Annotated in this window: 17 protein-coding genes and 1 pseudogene; 14 read left to right on the top strand and 4 right to left on the bottom strand. The window is 61.1% G+C overall.

Going from position 1 to position 16,054, the window contains the following annotated elements; genetic code table 11:
* The first annotated feature begins 15 nt into the window (after nucleotides 1–15).
* The 6 genes from NA29_RS07645 to NA29_RS07670 all read left to right on the top strand — a co-directional run bounded on the left by NA29_RS07645 (nucleotide 16) and on the right by NA29_RS07670 (nucleotide 4,240).
* Nucleotides 16–495 (top strand): GlcG/HbpS family heme-binding protein, encoded by a 480-nt coding sequence (locus tag NA29_RS07645; protein ID WP_039397248.1) that lies wholly within the window; start codon nucleotides 16–18, stop codon nucleotides 493–495.
* 14 nt (nucleotides 496–509) lie between these two features.
* The gene (locus NA29_RS07650; RefSeq protein ID WP_039397250.1) at nucleotides 510–1,538 is read left to right on the top strand and encodes a 2Fe-2S iron-sulfur cluster-binding protein; all 1,029 of its coding nucleotides are present in this window, start codon (nucleotides 510–512) and stop codon (nucleotides 1,536–1,538) included.
* Nucleotides 1,539–1,563: 25 nt separating this feature from the next.
* Nucleotides 1,564–1,893: a 2Fe-2S iron-sulfur cluster-binding protein gene (locus NA29_RS07655; protein ID WP_039397252.1), complete on the top strand. Its 330-nt coding sequence runs from the start codon at nucleotides 1,564–1,566 to the stop codon at nucleotides 1,891–1,893.
* A 332-nt stretch (nucleotides 1,894–2,225) separates the two neighbouring features.
* Nucleotides 2,226–2,519, top strand: a complete 294-nt coding sequence (locus tag NA29_RS07660; protein WP_039402713.1) for a 2Fe-2S iron-sulfur cluster-binding protein — start codon at nucleotides 2,226–2,228, stop codon at nucleotides 2,517–2,519.
* Nucleotides 2,513–3,475 (top strand): alpha/beta hydrolase, encoded by a 963-nt coding sequence (locus NA29_RS07665; RefSeq protein ID WP_052252612.1) that lies wholly within the window; start codon nucleotides 2,513–2,515, stop codon nucleotides 3,473–3,475. Before NA29_RS07660 ends, NA29_RS07665 begins: the two co-directional genes overlap by 7 nt.
* A gap of 90 nt (nucleotides 3,476–3,565) precedes the next feature.
* Entirely contained in the window at nucleotides 3,566–4,240 is a 675-nt protein-coding gene (locus NA29_RS07670; RefSeq protein WP_039397254.1) for a GntR family transcriptional regulator, read from the top strand.
* 64 nt (nucleotides 4,241–4,304) lie between these two features.
* On the opposite strand, the gene NA29_RS07675 is transcribed toward NA29_RS07670, so the two are convergent.
* Nucleotides 4,305–5,243, bottom strand: coding sequence for a metal ABC transporter solute-binding protein, Zn/Mn family (locus tag NA29_RS07675; RefSeq protein ID WP_197701872.1), 939 nt, complete (start codon nucleotides 5,241–5,243; stop codon nucleotides 4,305–4,307).
* Between the two features lie 116 nt (nucleotides 5,244–5,359).
* Between NA29_RS07675 and NA29_RS07680 the strand changes: the two genes are divergently transcribed.
* Entirely contained in the window at nucleotides 5,360–6,703 is a 1,344-nt protein-coding gene (locus NA29_RS07680) for a dihydroorotase (protein WP_039397259.1), read from the top strand.
* Nucleotides 6,704–6,750: 47 nt separating this feature from the next.
* Here NA29_RS07680 and NA29_RS07685 read toward each other — a convergent pair whose 3' ends face one another.
* Together NA29_RS07685 and NA29_RS07690 are read right to left on the bottom strand one after the other, a co-directional pair.
* Nucleotides 6,751–7,335: an NADPH-dependent FMN reductase gene (locus NA29_RS07685; protein ID WP_039397261.1), complete on the bottom strand. Its 585-nt coding sequence runs from the start codon at nucleotides 7,333–7,335 to the stop codon at nucleotides 6,751–6,753.
* Nucleotides 7,336–7,338: 3 nt separating this feature from the next.
* The gene (locus NA29_RS07690) at nucleotides 7,339–8,901 is read right to left on the bottom strand and encodes an MFS transporter (protein ID WP_052252613.1); all 1,563 of its coding nucleotides are present in this window, start codon (nucleotides 8,899–8,901) and stop codon (nucleotides 7,339–7,341) included.
* 226 nt (nucleotides 8,902–9,127) lie between these two features.
* Here NA29_RS07690 and NA29_RS07695 point away from each other — a divergent pair, with 226 nt between their 5' ends.
* The gene (locus NA29_RS07695; protein ID WP_052252614.1) at nucleotides 9,128–10,066 is read left to right on the top strand and encodes a LysR family transcriptional regulator; all 939 of its coding nucleotides are present in this window, start codon (nucleotides 9,128–9,130) and stop codon (nucleotides 10,064–10,066) included.
* Between the two features lie 32 nt (nucleotides 10,067–10,098).
* Nucleotides 10,099–10,244 (top strand): annotated as a pseudogene (locus tag NA29_RS07700) (IS5/IS1182 family transposase); the annotation flags it as partial.
* A 7-nt stretch (nucleotides 10,245–10,251) separates the two neighbouring features.
* On the opposite strand, the gene NA29_RS07705 reads toward NA29_RS07700, so the two are convergent.
* Entirely contained in the window at nucleotides 10,252–10,701 is a 450-nt protein-coding gene (locus tag NA29_RS07705) for a GNAT family N-acetyltransferase (RefSeq protein WP_039397263.1), read from the bottom strand.
* A gap of 521 nt (nucleotides 10,702–11,222) precedes the next feature.
* Between NA29_RS07705 and NA29_RS07710 the strand changes: the two genes are divergently transcribed.
* From NA29_RS07710 to NA29_RS07730, 5 genes are all read left to right on the top strand, one after another.
* Nucleotides 11,223–12,308 carry a mechanosensitive ion channel family protein gene (locus NA29_RS07710; RefSeq protein WP_052252615.1) on the top strand — a complete coding sequence of 362 codons (1,086 nt, stop codon included), beginning with the start codon at nucleotides 11,223–11,225 and terminating at the stop codon, nucleotides 12,306–12,308.
* Nucleotides 12,309–12,439: 131 nt separating this feature from the next.
* A complete protein-coding gene (locus tag NA29_RS25695; protein WP_150777349.1) occupies nucleotides 12,440–13,072 on the top strand; it encodes a hypothetical protein in 633 nt (210 codons plus the stop codon).
* 459 nt (nucleotides 13,073–13,531) lie between these two features.
* On the top strand, nucleotides 13,532–14,713 hold the full coding sequence (locus tag NA29_RS07720; RefSeq protein WP_039397265.1) for a porin: 1,182 nt from the start codon (nucleotides 13,532–13,534) through the stop codon (nucleotides 14,711–14,713).
* A 488-nt stretch (nucleotides 14,714–15,201) separates the two neighbouring features.
* On the top strand, nucleotides 15,202–15,414 hold the full coding sequence (gene rpsU / locus NA29_RS07725; RefSeq protein WP_010806331.1) for a 30S ribosomal protein S21: 213 nt from the start codon (nucleotides 15,202–15,204) through the stop codon (nucleotides 15,412–15,414).
* Between the two features lie 161 nt (nucleotides 15,415–15,575).
* Nucleotides 15,576–16,049 carry a WbuC family cupin fold metalloprotein gene (locus NA29_RS07730; protein ID WP_039397267.1) on the top strand — a complete coding sequence of 158 codons (474 nt, stop codon included), beginning with the start codon at nucleotides 15,576–15,578 and terminating at the stop codon, nucleotides 16,047–16,049.
* The last annotated feature ends 5 nt before the right edge of the window (nucleotides 16,050–16,054 follow it).

Genomic DNA, 16,054 nt, shown 5'->3' on the forward strand with positions numbered 1-16,054 from the left:
GATTTTCACTTCGACATGAAACCTTTTTTCAAACTTGAACTGGCCGAAGCGCGTCACATGATCGCGGCGGCCATCGCACGCTCGCATGAAATCGGCGTGCTCGAATCGATTTGCGTAGTCGACGAAGGCGGCTTTCCGCTCGCACTCGAACGCATGGACGGCGGCCGTATCACAGGCCCGCAGATCGCTTGGAACAAAGCGTTCACCGCGGCCGGACACAAGCGCTCGACGCATTTGTTCACCACACCACCGAACGGTCCTGCACTGCCGGGCAACGAGGCATTCGGCATTCAGTGGAGCTTCGAAGGCCGGTTTGCTGCGTTCGTCGGCGGCTTCCCCATAGTGGTCGATGGTCAGGTTGTAGGCGGCATCGGTTTGTCCGGGGGGAACGGCGAGCAGGACACGCAGGCGGGTCTGGCGGGCCTGAGCGCGCTGCAATCGTTGCTGGGTGCCAGCGGTCGTGAAGTGCTGGTGCAGGCCGACATCAAACTCTGACGGCGAGGAAAATCGTGGCCCATCGAATCACCTGGATCGAAGCGCAGTGCAGCTTCGATGCATCGCCCGACGAGACCGTGCTGTCGGCGGCGCACCGGGCAGGCGTCGCGTTGCCGTCGGAATGTGAATTCGGCGGCTGCGGGACATGCCGTGTGACGTTGCGCGAAGGACACGTGCAATACGAAGAGATGCCCCTCGCGTTGTCGCATGAGGACGCCGAGGCGGGCTTCGCGTTGCTCTGTCAGGCACGTGCCTGTTCCGATCTGGTCGTGAGTACCGAGCGATTGCTGGACGCACCGACTGCACAGCGTCGCCAGGCGAAGGTGCTGCGCGTAGAACCCCTGAGTGGCGACGTCACGCGTCTCGTGCTGGCGTTCGACGATGGACAGCCTTTCGTGTTTCGTCCGGGGCAATACCTGAACGTACTTCTGGGTGAGCTCGGGGCACGCAGTTTCTCGATGGCGTCGCGAGCGCCGCTGGCGGACGATCCCGCGCTGGCGGAGTTCCACATCCGTCGTATCGACGGTGGCCATTTCACGCATCGGCGACTCGGCACGCTGCGCGCGGGCGAAACGCTGGACGTCGAAGCGCCGCTCGGTGCCTTTGGCTATCACGCGGACGATTATCGACCGATCGTGATGGTCGCGACCGGCACGGGCATCGCGCCACTTCGCAGCATGCTGTCCGAAATGCTGGCAGACGGTGATACGCCACCCATCACGTTGTATTGGGGCGCACGCACCGCCGACGCCCTGTATCTGCATGAAGAACTCGAAGCGCTCGCTGCGACGCATGAGGACTTCCGCTATGTGCCGGTGCTCTCGCGTGCGGACGCGGGCTGGCAGGGCGTGCGGGGCTACGTGCAAGACGCGGTGCTTTCCGATCAGCCCGATCTGTCGGAGCACGCCATCTATCTGTGTGGTTCGCCGGTGATGATCGCCGACGCGACCCGATCGTTTGTCGCGAACGGGGCAAGCGTGCGGTACCTGTACGCCGACAGCTTCACCTTTCACCACGCGCCACCGGTCGATGTGGCCGCGTGAAACACCCGATCTGACAGGGGGCTTCATGCCAGTCGTCGTATTTCACAAGAACGGCCAGACCTTTCAGGACGAGGTGAAGCCGAACGCCAATCTCGTGGTGCGCGCGGGGATCAAGCAGTTCCCGTATCCGCATCTGCGCTACGAATGCGGGATGGGCAAGTGTGCCCGGTGTGCCTGCCGGGTGCTGGCGGGCGCCGAGCATTTGCCCGCCCCTAACTGGAAAGAGAAGAAGCAACTGGGCGAGCGGCTGTCCGAGGGCTACAGACTCGTGTGCCAGTTGTGGATCGAGCACGATATCGAACTGGAGCAAGGGGCCGAGGTCGCCGTCGCCGCCCCGGAAGTCTGCGCTAAGTAGCCGTAGACGTTGAGCCATCGCGACAAGGAGTTCGCATGTTCATTGTATTGACGAGTCGCCCGGGCCAATACCGCAGCGAGCCGACACCCGGCATCACCGCGCTGGAAACGCACGACTATTTTTACGGAAAGCGCCATGTCGCGGCCTTCGTGGTTGCGCGACTCGACACGCCGACGCGCGTGCGCATCGTCGACGAGGCGGCCGGTGACGCCAACCTCGTGCCGACAAAATTCTTCGAGCAGTTCGAGAGCGTTCCCGACGCGCTCGCGTCCCTACAGTCTTTAGTCGGTGGCGATCCTGCGGCCGCGCGGCTGACCCGTCGCGACGACACGGTGCGCGTCGCGACGACGGTCCAGATCACCTTCCTGACGAATGGCGGCAAGATCGTCGAGGCCGCGCCGAACAGCAATCTGTTGCGGGTCTCGCTGCGGGAAAAGGGCGGTATACCGTTCAAGTGTGGGGGCGGACTGTGCGGCACGTGTCGATGCAAGGTCGAAGCGGGCATTGAGCATACCGACGCGGTCAAAGCCAAGGAGCGCCGTCATCTGACGGACGAAGCGATTGCAGAAGGGTACCGAATGGCCTGCCAGACGTTCGTCAACGGCGATGTGAGCGTGTCATGGTGAATGAGGGCAACGTCGCCATGGAACCGTTCGGCGCATTGCCGCAGGCGCAGCGCCAGCAGATGCTGGAGATCGGTCCACGCTGGAATGACGATATCGTCGGCAATCGCAAGATCGTGATCGACTGCTACACGCCGGTCGTGGCGGTCGCCCCGAAGAGCCCGCATGTTGCGCGCGATTTACCTTACGGCGCGAACGCGCGTCAGGTACTCGATGTATTCAGCCCTGTGCGCAAATCGAGCGATTCGCCCGACGCCCTGCGCGATGCCGTGATTTTCGTTCATGGCGGTGCGTTCGTACGCGGCAGCAAAAGCGTGAACGGCGAGATTTACGACAACGTTTGCCACTGGTTCGCGAGACAGGGCGTTGTGGCCGTCAACGTGGAATACAGATTGGCCGACATTGCGCCGTGGCCCGGTGGGACGGACGATGTCGCCGATGCCGTTTTGTGGGTGCACGAACACGCCCGGGAGTGGGGCATCGATCCGCAGAGGATCTTCCTTGTCGGGCATTCTGCCGGTGGCACCCATGCGGCAAGCAGTCTGTTCGATCCTGGTCACGCGCGAGGTGACGACATGCGCGGGATCGTCGCGGGACTGGTGCTTATCAGCGCGAGACTCTTTGCCGATACCGATCCCCGAAATCCGAACGCCGGGCCAGTGCGGACATATTTCGGTCCGGATGAATCGACGTATACGGAGCGCTCACCGCTCACGCACGCTACCCGAAGTGTCCTGCCGACCATGATCGCGGTCGCTGAATACGAGAATCGGTTTCTCGACGACTACGGTGCAGAGTTCTTCCTGCGTTTGCTGCGGCATCGGGGGGCGCCGCCGCGCTTCGTTCAGGCGCGCGGGCACAATCACACGTCCATCGTGGCGCACTTTAATTCCGGCGAGGACTGGCTCGGGCGGGAAATGCTGGCTTTCATGGCCTCGATACCGGGCCGAGGCCGATAGATGCAGCACCCAAATTCATATTGTGTACAGTCTACGAAATGCCGCGCGCTGCTAGAATTGCGCCATTGGCGGTTAGGGGAGACTGGAAATATGGTGCGGGGAGCCAAGGCGGCAAATGGGCGAGCGCCGATCATGCATCAGCAATTGTCCGATCTGGTATTTGATCGTCTGCGCGAGTCGATCACCAAGGGCGAATACAAGCCGGGCGACCGGCTCGTCGAAGGACGGATCGCCGAGGAACTGGATGTCTCTCGTGTCCCGGTGCGAGAGGCCCTGCGGGCGCTGGCCGTCGAAGGGCTGGTCGAGGTGCGTCCGAGGCACGGGGCGGTGGTCGCTTCGATCGATCCGGCATCGACACGAGAACTCGTGCAGATTCGCGCCACGCTCGAAGGCCTCAACGCCCGACTGGCGGCAGAGCGCCGTTCGCCGGAGCTTGTCCAGCGGATCGAGGCCGTCCTACAGGAGGGCAATGCAAAGGTCGCAGCGGGCGAAACCTCCGGGTTGCTGGAGCTGAACGCGCGCTTTCACGATCTCTTGTATGCGGCCGGTGCTAACGCGATGCTGGCCGATCTGATGCGCTCGCTACGTGATCGGACGCGTATTGTCTTCGTCAAAACAGATGACGAGGAAGTGCGCGTTACGTGGGAAGAGCACGCCGCGATATTGCGCGCCGTGCAAACCGGCGACGCCGCTTTCGCGGCGTTGCTTGCCGAGCGCCACGTCACACGCGCGGCGCAATACTATCTCGACAACCTTCCGAAATGAGTTCAGTCGCGCCGCGTCAAGAGACGTGGCGCGACATTGCCCATTGCCTATTGCCCATCGGCGACTACTTCGCGCTGGCCTGCGCGGGCGCTTTCTCCAACGCCGTGGCGAGCGTATCGACGTTGTGTCGAAGCATGTCGAGATACGTCGATGCCGGGCCACCCGGGGGCGACAGCGCTTCCGCATACAGTTCGCCGCCGGGTTTCACGTTGGTCGCCTGAGCGACCAGTTCCACAAGGCGCGGATTGTTCGAATTCTCGACGAAATAGGCCGACACGCGCTCCTTGCGAATCTGATCGATCAGCGCGGCGATGTGCTTGGCAGACGGTTCGTCGGCCGTTGAGATGCTCATCGGCGAGAGGAACGTGATGCCATACGCATCGCCGAGATAGCCGAACGCTGCGTGCGACGAGATTACTACGCGCTGCGTCTCAGGAATCTTGCCCAGGCGTTGGCGCGCGTCGGCATCGATGGCCTTTAGCGCAGCGATGTAGCGGGCCGCGTTAGCTTCATACTCTGCGCGCCCGGCCGGATCTTTTGCTTCCAGGGCGTCCTTGATGTGGCCCACATAGATGACCGCATTCATCGGATTGTTCCAGGTATGCGGATCGTCGCCCGCCACGCCTTTGCGAACACGGGTTCGCAACTTCACGCCCTCCGAAACCGTCACGACCGGACCGGTGTAGCCGGACGCCGCGATCAGGCGAGGCAAATACCCCTCAAAGCCCGCGACACCGTGCACAAACACGACGTCAGCCTTACGCACTTCGGCGACATCCGCCGGGGTGGGTTCAAAGTGATGGGCATCGCGATTGCGTGGAATCAGCGAGGTGGTGTTAATGCGATCCCCGCCCACGCTTTGCACGATGTCGGCGAGCACCGAGAAGGACGCCACGACGTTTAACTTCTCCTGTGCCGCGTGCGACGAAACGGGTGTGGTGAGTCCGACTAGCGCCGCCAGCCCTACCACCAGCCGCCATGCGGCATCCATACCAAAACGCATCTCAACTTCCTCCGGGAAAGACACCGTGACATTCGTCGGTCGTGACGGGACGGCGCAATATCGATATGATCTTAAATGCAACTGAGTTGCATATTGTTCCATAAAGGATCTGTCAAATGCAAACCGAAAGTTCCCGCAAACACGTCGATCTGCTGATTACCGGCGCAACCGTCATGACGCCCAACGGCGCGGAGCGTGTCGACGTTGCATGTCGTGACGGCCGTGTTGTCGCCATTGGAGAACTCGCGGGCACGTGGAGTGCGCAAACGGTTCTGGATGCGCGGGGGTTGCATGTGCTCCCGGGTGTCATCGACAGTCAGGTGCACTTTCGAGAGCCCGGCCTAGAACACAAGGAGAACCTTGAGGCGGGCACTCGTGGGGCGGTGCTCGGCGGCGTTACGGCCGTGTTTGAGATGCCCAACACTCATCCGCTCACGTTGGACGCTGCCCAGCTGCAAGCCAAGCTCGACGCCGCATCAGGCCGCGCGTGGTGCGACTACGCCTTTTACATTGGCGGTTCTGCATCGAACGCAGAGCAACTCAGTACGTTGGAGAATTTGCCCGGATGCGCTGGCGTCAAGGTGTTCATGGGAAGCTCGTTCGGCGATCTCCTCGTGGACGACGAGCGCGCGTTGCGCAGGATCGTTCGTCATGGTCGCCGCCGAATGGCCGTTCATGCCGAGGACGACCGCCGTCTGCGCGAACGAAAATCGATTGTCGAGCAGAGTGGCGACGTGACGGACCACCACGTCTGGCGGGATGTCGAAAGCGCACTGATGGCCACGCGAAGCATCGTGAATATCGCGGCGGAAACCGGGCGGCGAATTCATGTGCTTCACGTCTCCACGGCAGAAGAGATCGCCTATCTGGCCCAGCACAAACACCGGGTATCGGTCGAAGTCACGCCGCATCACCTGACGATGCATGCCCCCGAATGCTACGAAACACTGGGCAGTCTGGCGCAAATGAATCCCCCCGTGCGCGAGCGACGACACCAGAGGGCATTGTGGGAAGGCATCCGCGAAGGTGTCGTGGACGTGATCGGCAGCGATCATGCCCCGCACACGTTGGAGGAGAAAGCGAAGCCGTATCCGCAATCTCCGAGTGGCATGACCGGCGTGCAGACCTTGTTGCCCACGATGCTCGACCACGTGAGCGCCGGACGATTGAGTTTGCAGCGGCTGGTCGATCTCACCAGCGCAGGACCCGCCCGAATTTTCGGTATCGAGGGGAAGGGTCGCATTGCGCTTGGCTACGACGCAGATTTCAGCATCGTCGATCTGAGTGCCCGTCGCGTGATTCGCAATGCGTGGATCGCCAGCGTCTGTGGATGGACACCCTATGACGGCAAGTCAGTCACCGGCTGGCCCATTCATACCGTCATCAGAGGGAAGTGCGTTGTGCGCGACGAAGCGCTGGTCGGCGATCCGGAGGGCGCGCCGATACGGTTTCTCGATTGAGGCGCGGGATTCGGGCAGAGATATCGACGTCCCTGATCCCACGCCGGTCAGCGACGTGCGTTTGGAGCCTCAGACATGACGTTGACAGCCAACTCTGTCATGGCCTGTTCGACGCTGGAAGCAAATTCGGCGAAATCCGTGGCCGGATGCAAGGTGCCGCCGTGACGGATGACATCGTCGGACAGGGTGATGGAGGGGGCTGTCGTGATGACGCGCATTTTCAGTGCTTCGGCGACTTGTCGTAGTTGGCTGGCGCACTTGGTGCCGCCGTGCCCGCCGTAGGTCACGATGACCGTGGGCTTCTCCCGCCATTCGAAATACAGATGATCGATTGCGTTTTTCAAGGCTGCCGGATAGCCCCAGTTGTATTGCGGTGTGACGAAAACCACGGCGTCGCAGGAAGAGATCTTCTCGCTCCACGCGCGCGTGTGAGGTTGAGCATAGGGGGCGCCCGAGGCAGGTAGTCCCGGCTCGTCATCAAGCGGAAGGTGCCATGCTTTGAGATCTACGATCTCATAAGTCATATCCGTGCAAGTCTGGCCGATGTCGGCAATCCATTGCGCGATCGCGGGGCAGTTTCGGCCTGCGCGCGTGCTTCCCATGATAACGAGCACCAGTTTCGTTTCTCTCATCGTTCATCCTTTGGAGGGTGTGGGCGACATCAGGGGGACGAAGCACAGAGCCAGCACCCCGACAGACGCCATGAAGACGAAGGCGTCTGCATAGGCGAGGGTTCTCGCTTGCCTTATCGCGGTTTCGGCGAGTAGCGCTTCGGCTGCGCTGCGGGCTTGTGTCGCCGACATCCCGCGCTGCATCAACATGATGGTTGCGGATGTCATCCATTCGTTGACCTGCACGGACGCCGAGTAAAGGAAGTCGAACAACCGGCTCGAATGCAATTGCTCGCGCCATGCCAATACGACGGTCACGAGGGTCACACCCAGTGACATACCGAATTGTCGGAACGTCATGTACATGGCGACCGCGTCCAGTTGCACATCTTGCGGCAATCGGGCGACCGTCCCGCTGGCGAGCGCCGACAATACCGGCGAAAGGCAGAAGGCGTAGAGGATGAGCGGTAGCGCGAAATATCCGTACGGCGTGGTTGTCGTAATCAGATATGACATCAGCGACATCGATACCGTCAAAAGGATAAAGGCGAATGCGAGTACCTTTCGTGGCCCGAATTTACCGACCGAGCGCGTCACGAGCGGGCGAATGGCCGCAGCCGTTAGTGCATACACACACAAGATTCGTCCCGTGTGGGTGGCGTCGAGCCCGGGCGAATAAACGGTGCGCAGGAACTCCGGCAACGCATACGTGCTGCCGGACACGATGACGCCGGCAAGCACCCCCAGTACAACGGAGGCAGCGACATCGCGGTGTCGAAGGAGATCGAGGCGATGTAGCCGGACACTGTTGCGATGATGCAGCTGCCATCCGACGAACAAGACGAGTGCCGAGATCGCGGCCCACGCCAATACGCGAATTTCCGATGAGCCGAACCAGTCGTTCGCCTGCCCCCGGCTCATGACGACTTGCGTGCAAACGAGCGCTACCGCAAGCAGCAGAAGTCCGGGCGCGTCGATGCCACGGGCCCGTACATCGGTTGGGCGGACAATCTTGGGAAAGTGGCGAATGAGTAGCCAAATGGCCGCGACAGCGACGGCGATATTGGGCACGAAAAGCCAGCGCCAGGTGTATCGGTCGGTCACGTATCCGCTAAATAGCAATCCCGCCGCGGTCGACAGATAGATCATGATGGAGATGCGCATCATCGACACGCTGCGTCGAGGCCGGGGCATTAACAGATAGACGCTGCCTCGCCACCACATCGCCAGGCCCGCACCGGCAATCCCTGAGACGGTACGCCACACCAGCATCGTTCCGAAATCCGTGGCGAACGCGCAGCCCAGCGACGCGATTGCGAACAGAACGATGCTGCCCAGGATGTATCGCAAATAGCCAATATGGCCAGCGAGCCAGACGGAGATGGCCATTCCCCAGAACAACGATGCGCTGAACGCGATCAGGAGCCAACTGGCTTCCTCGTGCGACACGCCGAATGCGCCGGCCATGTCGGGCAGCACGAGATTGACGGCATCGAACGTATAGAACTCCATCCATGCCGCCAGCCCGAGCCCTGCGACCAGCCCGGTCTGTTTCCCGTCGACGAGCGGCGTAGGTGGGGTGGTCATCGCGAATGCATCGGTTGCACCTGTGGTGCCGGTTGGAGGAGGAAAGGAATGCGCCATATTTGTGAAATTCGGAAGTAATCAAGCCGATTCGTCATATTGAATCGCCTGAGGTGCCGCCGAAACCTATGAATTCGGATGGCATATTTCCGATAAGTGGAAGTATGGAGCGGTCGGTGCTAGCATCCTTTCGGATAATTACGCAGCTATCACTCGGCGGGAGACGGCCTTGGACTCGATTTCTGAACTGGCGCTTTTTCAGGCGATTGTCGATAACGGGGGCATTTCGCGCGCGGCGGTTGCCTTGCGTTCCTCTCCGGCGGCAGTGAGTCGGCGTCTGCGACAACTGGAAACACGTCTGGGCGTTTGTCTGGCGAATCGCAGCACGCGACGATTCAATCTCACCGATGAAGGGTTGTTGCTGTATGAGCGCGCGGTGGCGATTCTGGAGTCTGTTCGGGACGTAGAGTCCGAGGTGTCGTCGCGAGGCACGGTCGCTCGGGGTCTTTTGCGCGTGAGTGCCCCATCCGACTTGGGGCGTCGTCGGCTATCGACGTTACTCGCGCAATTTGCGCGCCTCCATCCCGGCCTTGAGATCACGCTGTTCCTGTCCGACGCCGGGGTTGAAAACATGCTCGACGGCTGTGACGTCGTGCTGCGTTTTGGCTTGCCGGGCGACGAGGGCATGGTTGCCCGCAAAGTTGCATCGTCGGACATGCTGCTGGTTGCTGCGCCGTCTTACCTTGAGCGGTACGGCAATCCGGCAACGCCAGAAGCGCTAAGCGCTCACAATTGCCTGAGACTGTTTCGTCGCCATCGAGTCCAGGGAACGTGGCGGTTTATGCATGAGGGGGAGCCGAAGGGAGGATCGTCGGATGTCGAGGTCACCGGCACGTTGGCCAGTGCCGACGGGGCGATGCTGCGTGAGTGGGCGCTGGCGGGCGAGGGTATCTCCTGCGAAGCCGCGTGGGACGTCGAAGAGGACATCGCGTCGGGGCGACTGGTCCGCTTGCTCCCGTCTCACCCGATGCAGCGCATCGATCTCTATGTCGTATTCGCGCCCGGAAACCCCGTACCGCCCCGGATTCGGCTACTGGTCGATTTCCTGATGCACGAATTTGGCGACGCGCTTCAGCGCCTTGAGGGTCGCGCCGGGGCGGGGTCCTAGGGGCTGATTACATCTTGTCTTTTGCGCGCGCAGGCCACCGGACTCGTAACATTGTTGGGCGCTTTTTCAATCGCATCAGACAATCTCGTCGCGTTTCGACCCGTTACGACAAGCTCGCCGTTAACTACCTCGCTTTCGCGGGCTTGCCTGCGCCTTTGGCCCGCTCGTAAGGGTGTGAGTAGGAACTATGCCTTCGGGGAGCGTGGTCGCCGCACGTAGTAAATATCCCACTCCGCTTCGTCTGTCTGCTCGAAGCCGTGTCGTTGGTAGAAACGGTTCGATTCGCTGCCACGCAATGCGCCCAGGCGGATCGGCATCAGTTGTAAATCCGCATCTGCAATGATCTGTCGCAGCACTGCGGCTCCGATTCCCCGAGCCTGATGTTCAGGCAGGATGTAAAAGTGGTCCAGGTACCAGTGGTCTGGTTGCGGGCGAACCAGGACAAAGCCCACCCGAACGTCATCGGCTTCGATTAAGCGGCACAGCGCAGGGTCAAAAGATGCCAGGAAACGTTCTCGCGCGCGCTGTGGGTCAAAGCGCCCGATGCGCTCCAGGCTCTCGCGCATCGCGGCGATTCGGATGCTCACCAGCAGATCAGCGTCAGATTGCGTAGTGGGTGAGAAAGTCAGATTCATTCGAAAAGCCGGTGATGTCGCGTCGGTAGAAGCCGACCAGCATAGCAGGCCCTCCTGATTTCGGTCGACGCATTGGCGAGGACGTGTGCAAGGCGCTTTGCGCGAAATGTAAACAGGCCTTAGTCTCAGATGATCGCTGTCGTGTTAGCGGCTCCCTCGGACTTGTTGCCCAGTGTGAAATCCTCTCTTTCAGGCAGTCGATATACGCGAAGGGGTTCTACTGCAGGCCGATGGCGAGAGACCCGTAGGATTGCATGACGAATCGCACACCGCAGTCCACCGGGGCAATTTCTTCCTTCGATTGAAACATTGGGCATGGCCGATCAATGAGACGCCGCTGGCGCGCTCCCATCCATCGTCGAATTCGGCACCTTTGAAGACATTTCCATCTCACTGATTTCCCCGGATTTTTTCACCTTCGTCTGCCGGATCGACGGTCGACCGGACGTCTGCTCGTCCGCCCGGCACGCCGCTTGCTCCTTTATCAGTCTTTTGCCTGACGAGGGAGGACGCATTTGCCGATGACCACGCTGACATCACTGAGAGCCTTCGAAGGGATAGCGCCCGCCGACTGGGCGTTCGCTGCGGTTGCCATGGTGCTGAGCTATGGAATTCTGACGGGCGTGTTGCGTCTCGCGCTCGGACGCTTCGGGGCGTTGTCGAAGCGCCTGCAATCGCAGGCGGCCGGGATGTTCGCTGAGGTGCTGGGCGCAACGCGGCACTTCGTGCTGCTCTGCGCCGCACTGCTCATTGGCCTGAAGATGCTGGATCTGGGGGGCAAATGGGACACCGCTATCGTTCACGGCTGGACGGTGTTGTTCTGTCTGCAACTCGCGCTCTGGGTCAATCGCGCGGTGGGCGTCTGGTCCACGCGACGCATGCAGCATCGCTCGACGGTACCTGACAACCCCGTCATCGTCACCATGACGGCATGGACGCTGCGCGTGCTTGCGTGGGCCGTGTTGCTGCTGGCCATGCTCGCGAACTTCGGCGTGAACATCACCGCTTTCGTCGCCAGTCTCGGGATCGGCGGTGTGGCCGTTGCGCTTGCGGTGCAGAACGTGCTGAGCGATCTGTTTGCGTCGCTCGCCATCGGACTGGATAAGCCGTTCGAAGTCGGTGACTTCATCGTGTTTGGCGATGTGGCGGGGACCATTGAGCGGATCGGCCTCAAGACCACGCGCATCCGAAGCCTTAGCGGTGAGGAGATCGTTTGCGGCAACACCGAGTTGCTCAAGAACACGCTGCATAACTACAAACGCATGTCCGAGCGACGCATCGTCTTCACATTCAGCGTGACGTACCACACCGTGCCCGACAAACTCGCCCGCGTGCCGGCGATGGTCAGGCAGGCCGTGGAGGCCTCCGGCAAGACGCGCTTCGATCGTGCTCACTTCAAGCAATTCGGTGCGAGTTCGCTCGACTTCGAGGTCGTCTATTTCGTGCTCAGTCCCGACTACAACCTCTATATGGACTTGCAGCAAGGCATCAATCTCGCGCTGATGCGCGCGTTTCTGGACGAGGACATTCGCTTCGCAATACCGGCCAGCGTCCAGTATTTCGCGCAGGCGCCCGAACCGCCCGAGGTTGCGCCGACCACACACTGAAGGGCCTGGAAGCCGCATGCCTGCTGGCATGGACATTGCGGCGTGGTAGGATCGAGCGCATCCACGTGATCCAGATCGTGGCTTCGATCCAATCCGGGCTCGCCGCGCGGCGGGAACATCAGGAGGCCAGTATGTCTGCAGAGCAGAAGACGTCGCATCGCGGGTTCACCATCATCACCGTTCTCGAACGCCTCTCGAAGGGCCGCGCTCGGCTCTCGGTGAAGGTGCTCGCCAGCGACGAAGATCATAAGCGGCGTCTCGGCGGAAAGAAGTTGTTGCAGGCCAAGCGCTGGTTCGATCACTTTGCCGACGATCTGGCTGCCCCCGTCATCGCAGGCCTCAAACACACCATCGATCTTGAACTGGCTGCCGCTGCCAAGGCTGCGCCGAAGAAGGCCGCGAAGCCTGCGAGCGCAGCCGCTGGCGGGAATGCCGGAAAGGTTGCGAAGGTTGAGAAAGCCGCCAAGGCCCCCAAGTCTGCGAAGCCCGCAAAACCGGCTAAGCCGGTGAAGCCCGCAAAGGCCGAGAAGGTCGCGGAAAAGGGGGCAGAGAAGGGGGTAGAGAAGGGCGCGCCGAAGTCGGGCAAACCTGCCAAGGCAGCAACGGCGAAAGCCAAAGCGCCCGCAAAGTCGGCCGTCACAGCGAAGCCGGTGAATGGTGCTGCAACGACGGCGAACGGTGTCGCGAAGCCGGTGGTCGGCGGCGTCGCGGCAGCGGCGCGCAAGCGCGCGGCGACGGCAGCATCCAAAGCCCCCGCTCGTTAAATTCGCGCCGCGGGCGCGGCGCAAGCGATAACGAAAACGGCGCATGCCTACGAGGCGATGCGCCGTTTTTCATTGCACCGTTGAATCGTGGTCGAGTGCGAGTAGCGTCGAAATTGTCGCCGCACCTTACCGCGCTCCCCAGACATCGCCGCACCATGATTTGACTTATCACGGTGTCCGAAACCGTTGCGGCACACGTCGCAAATGTCCGTTATTTCATGTGTTGCAATTGCACCACTTGCGTGCGAATTGTGTCGCTAGCGTGTCAGAATGCACCCGCTTGCAAACGACCCGCGGTGCTTTTCCTTCATATGGAAAGCACCGCGTGTCATTTAGTGAGTACTCCATTGCATATGCGGTTGCAGCATCCTCGTCGCACAGATCGAGGCAGCCGACATTGACAGTGGACGCCCGCACCAGCGGGCCAAAAATATAAGACCACTATCAAAGAGGATAAAGATGAAGCGCTTCCAACTCACGGCCCTGGCTGCTGCCAGCTTCGCCGTTGCCGCTCCGGCAATGGCCCAGAGCAGCACGAACGTCACGCTCTACGGTGTGATTGACGCGGGCGTTGCTTACGTCAACAACGTCGCCACCGGCCTGAACGCCAAGGGTGCACACAACTTCCAGGCCGTGAGCGGCATTGGTCAGGGCAACCGTTGGGGCCTGAAGGGCACGGAAGATCTGGGCGGCGGTCTTAAGGCCGTGTTCGTGCTGGAGAACGGCTTTAACCTGATGAATGGCACGATGCTGCAAAACAGCCGCATGTTCGGTCGTCAGGCGTATGTGGGTCTGCAAAGCGCACAGGCCGGCACGGTCTCGATCGGTCGTCAGTACGACTCGGTGGTCGACTTCGTGAGCCCGATCACGTCGGCCAAGCAGTGGGCCACGCAATACGGCGCGCACATCGGCGACATCGACAACCTGTACAACTCGTTCCGCGTCAGCAACTCGATCAAGTACACGAGCGCGAACTACAGCGGCTTCTCGTTCGGCGCGCTTTACGGCTTCAGCAACCAGCCGAACACCGGCGGCGGTACGGGCTTCTCGAACAACAACGCGTTCAGCATCGGCGCTGGCTATGCTAACGGCCCGCTGACGGCAGCCCTCGGCTACATGCACCTATCCAGCCCGGGCACGACCAACGCCAACGGCGCGGTCTCAAACGACTATTCGAGCGCCACGGACATTTTCTACACGAGCGCCGTCGACAAGCACGATATCGCTGCGGCGGGTGTTTCGTACGCGATCCAGGCGGCAACGGTCGGCTTCGTGTATAGCTACGCCAAGGTGAACTACGTCAATCAGTCGTCGATTCGCGTGAACACGTTCGAACTGAACGGCAAGTACCAGTTCACGCCGCGTCTGCTGGCGGGTCTGGCCTTCGTCTACAGCGATGGCAGCGTGAGCGGCGCGACGGCACTGTCGGGCATCAGCAAGGGCACGAAGCCGCGCTGGTTCCAGGTCAACGCCGGCACGACCTACTCGTTCAGCAAGCGCACCGAGACGTACCTGAACGGCGTGTACCAGCGCGCTACGGGTGACGCTGTCGTCGCCGCGATCGACAACGTGGGTGGCCCGACGGGCACCGGCGCGCAGTCGCAGATCGCCGTGATCGCAGGCGTGCGTCACAAGTTCTAAGCAGGTTTTTGCCTGAACCGGGGCGGCGTTCGACGCCGCCTGGCAGTGCAAGCCTGACTGGCGGGGGAGGGCATCGAATGCCGTCTCCTGCCAGTGACGGGCCCCTCCAGTGTGCTGGCGGGGCCCGTCGTACATAGCGGGACGTCAAAATTTGTGCGCCTGACGTCCATTCTGTGTATAATCACGACCTTGTCCAAATTATGGGCATTGCGGGGAGTGGCGCTCACTGACGAACGATGAGCATGCTGCTTCGCCATCAATCAACCGTTCAGCCAGTCTGGAAGGCGCGATACCAGGTATCGAATGCCAATCGGGAGATCGCAGAGGAGGTGAGTCGCGGTCCCGCCGGATGTGGTGTAGTGCAGTCCGTAGCAAGTCCGTTCGTCGCGCCTGGCAGGAGGAATCTCCGGCAGGGCGGTGAATGGCGTCTTTGCGCGGTAAATCAAATTTACGGCTCTTCGGGGCCGAAACACTATTCGAGATATTGCATGACCAAGATCGTTATCAAAGACGGTGAACCCGTTGAAGTTGCACTGCGTCGTTTCCGCCGCGCTATCGACGGCACGGGCCTGATCAAGGAAGTCAAGGCACGCGCTGCTTACGAAAAGCCGACGGCTGAACGCAAGCGCAAGAAGGCCGCTGCCGTGGCCCGTCTGCGTAAGCGTCTGCGCAGCCAGACCCTGAAGAAGAAGATGTACTAAGCACGCCGTTGCGCCGTTCAGGCGCAATGTAGTGCGAAGTCGAAAAACCCGCCACACGGCGGGTTTTTTTATGGGCAGGCGAAGCGAACCGGTTTGCTACACTCGCAGGCATCGCCAATAGCTGCCGCTGCCACGAACACCCCCACACACCACATAAGCCGATGAAAACGTTGACCTTTGCCGCGCTCGACGCGCTGACCGAACAAGCCACTCAATCGCCTCGTGCGCGTATGAATCAGAACCTGCACGAATCGCTCGACGATTCGATTCAGCGTCTGGCGATTGCGATGGAGCCGTCGACGTACATTCGTCCGCATCTGCATCACCATACGTGGGAGTTGCTGACGGCGCTGCGTGGCCGCTTTGTCGTGCTGACGTTCGATGCGGCTGGCGTCGTGATCGACCGCAAGGTGCTCGGCGAGGACACGAGCGTCATCGAAAGTCCGGTCAAGACGCACCACACGGTGCTGTCGCTTGATCCGGGCGCCGTGATCTTCGAGGTAAAGCACGGCCCGTATCGTCCGTTCGTTGAAGCGGATTACGCGGACTGGTCGGCGCCGGCGGATACCCCGGAAGCGACGGCGTTCATGGAGTGGGTCAAGACGGCGCAGGTCGGAGACCGCTGGGTGGCTTAATGCCC

It is taken from the genome of Pandoraea sputorum, assembly GCF_000814845.2.
GTDB classification, from domain to species: domain Bacteria; phylum Pseudomonadota; class Gammaproteobacteria; order Burkholderiales; family Burkholderiaceae; genus Pandoraea; species Pandoraea sputorum.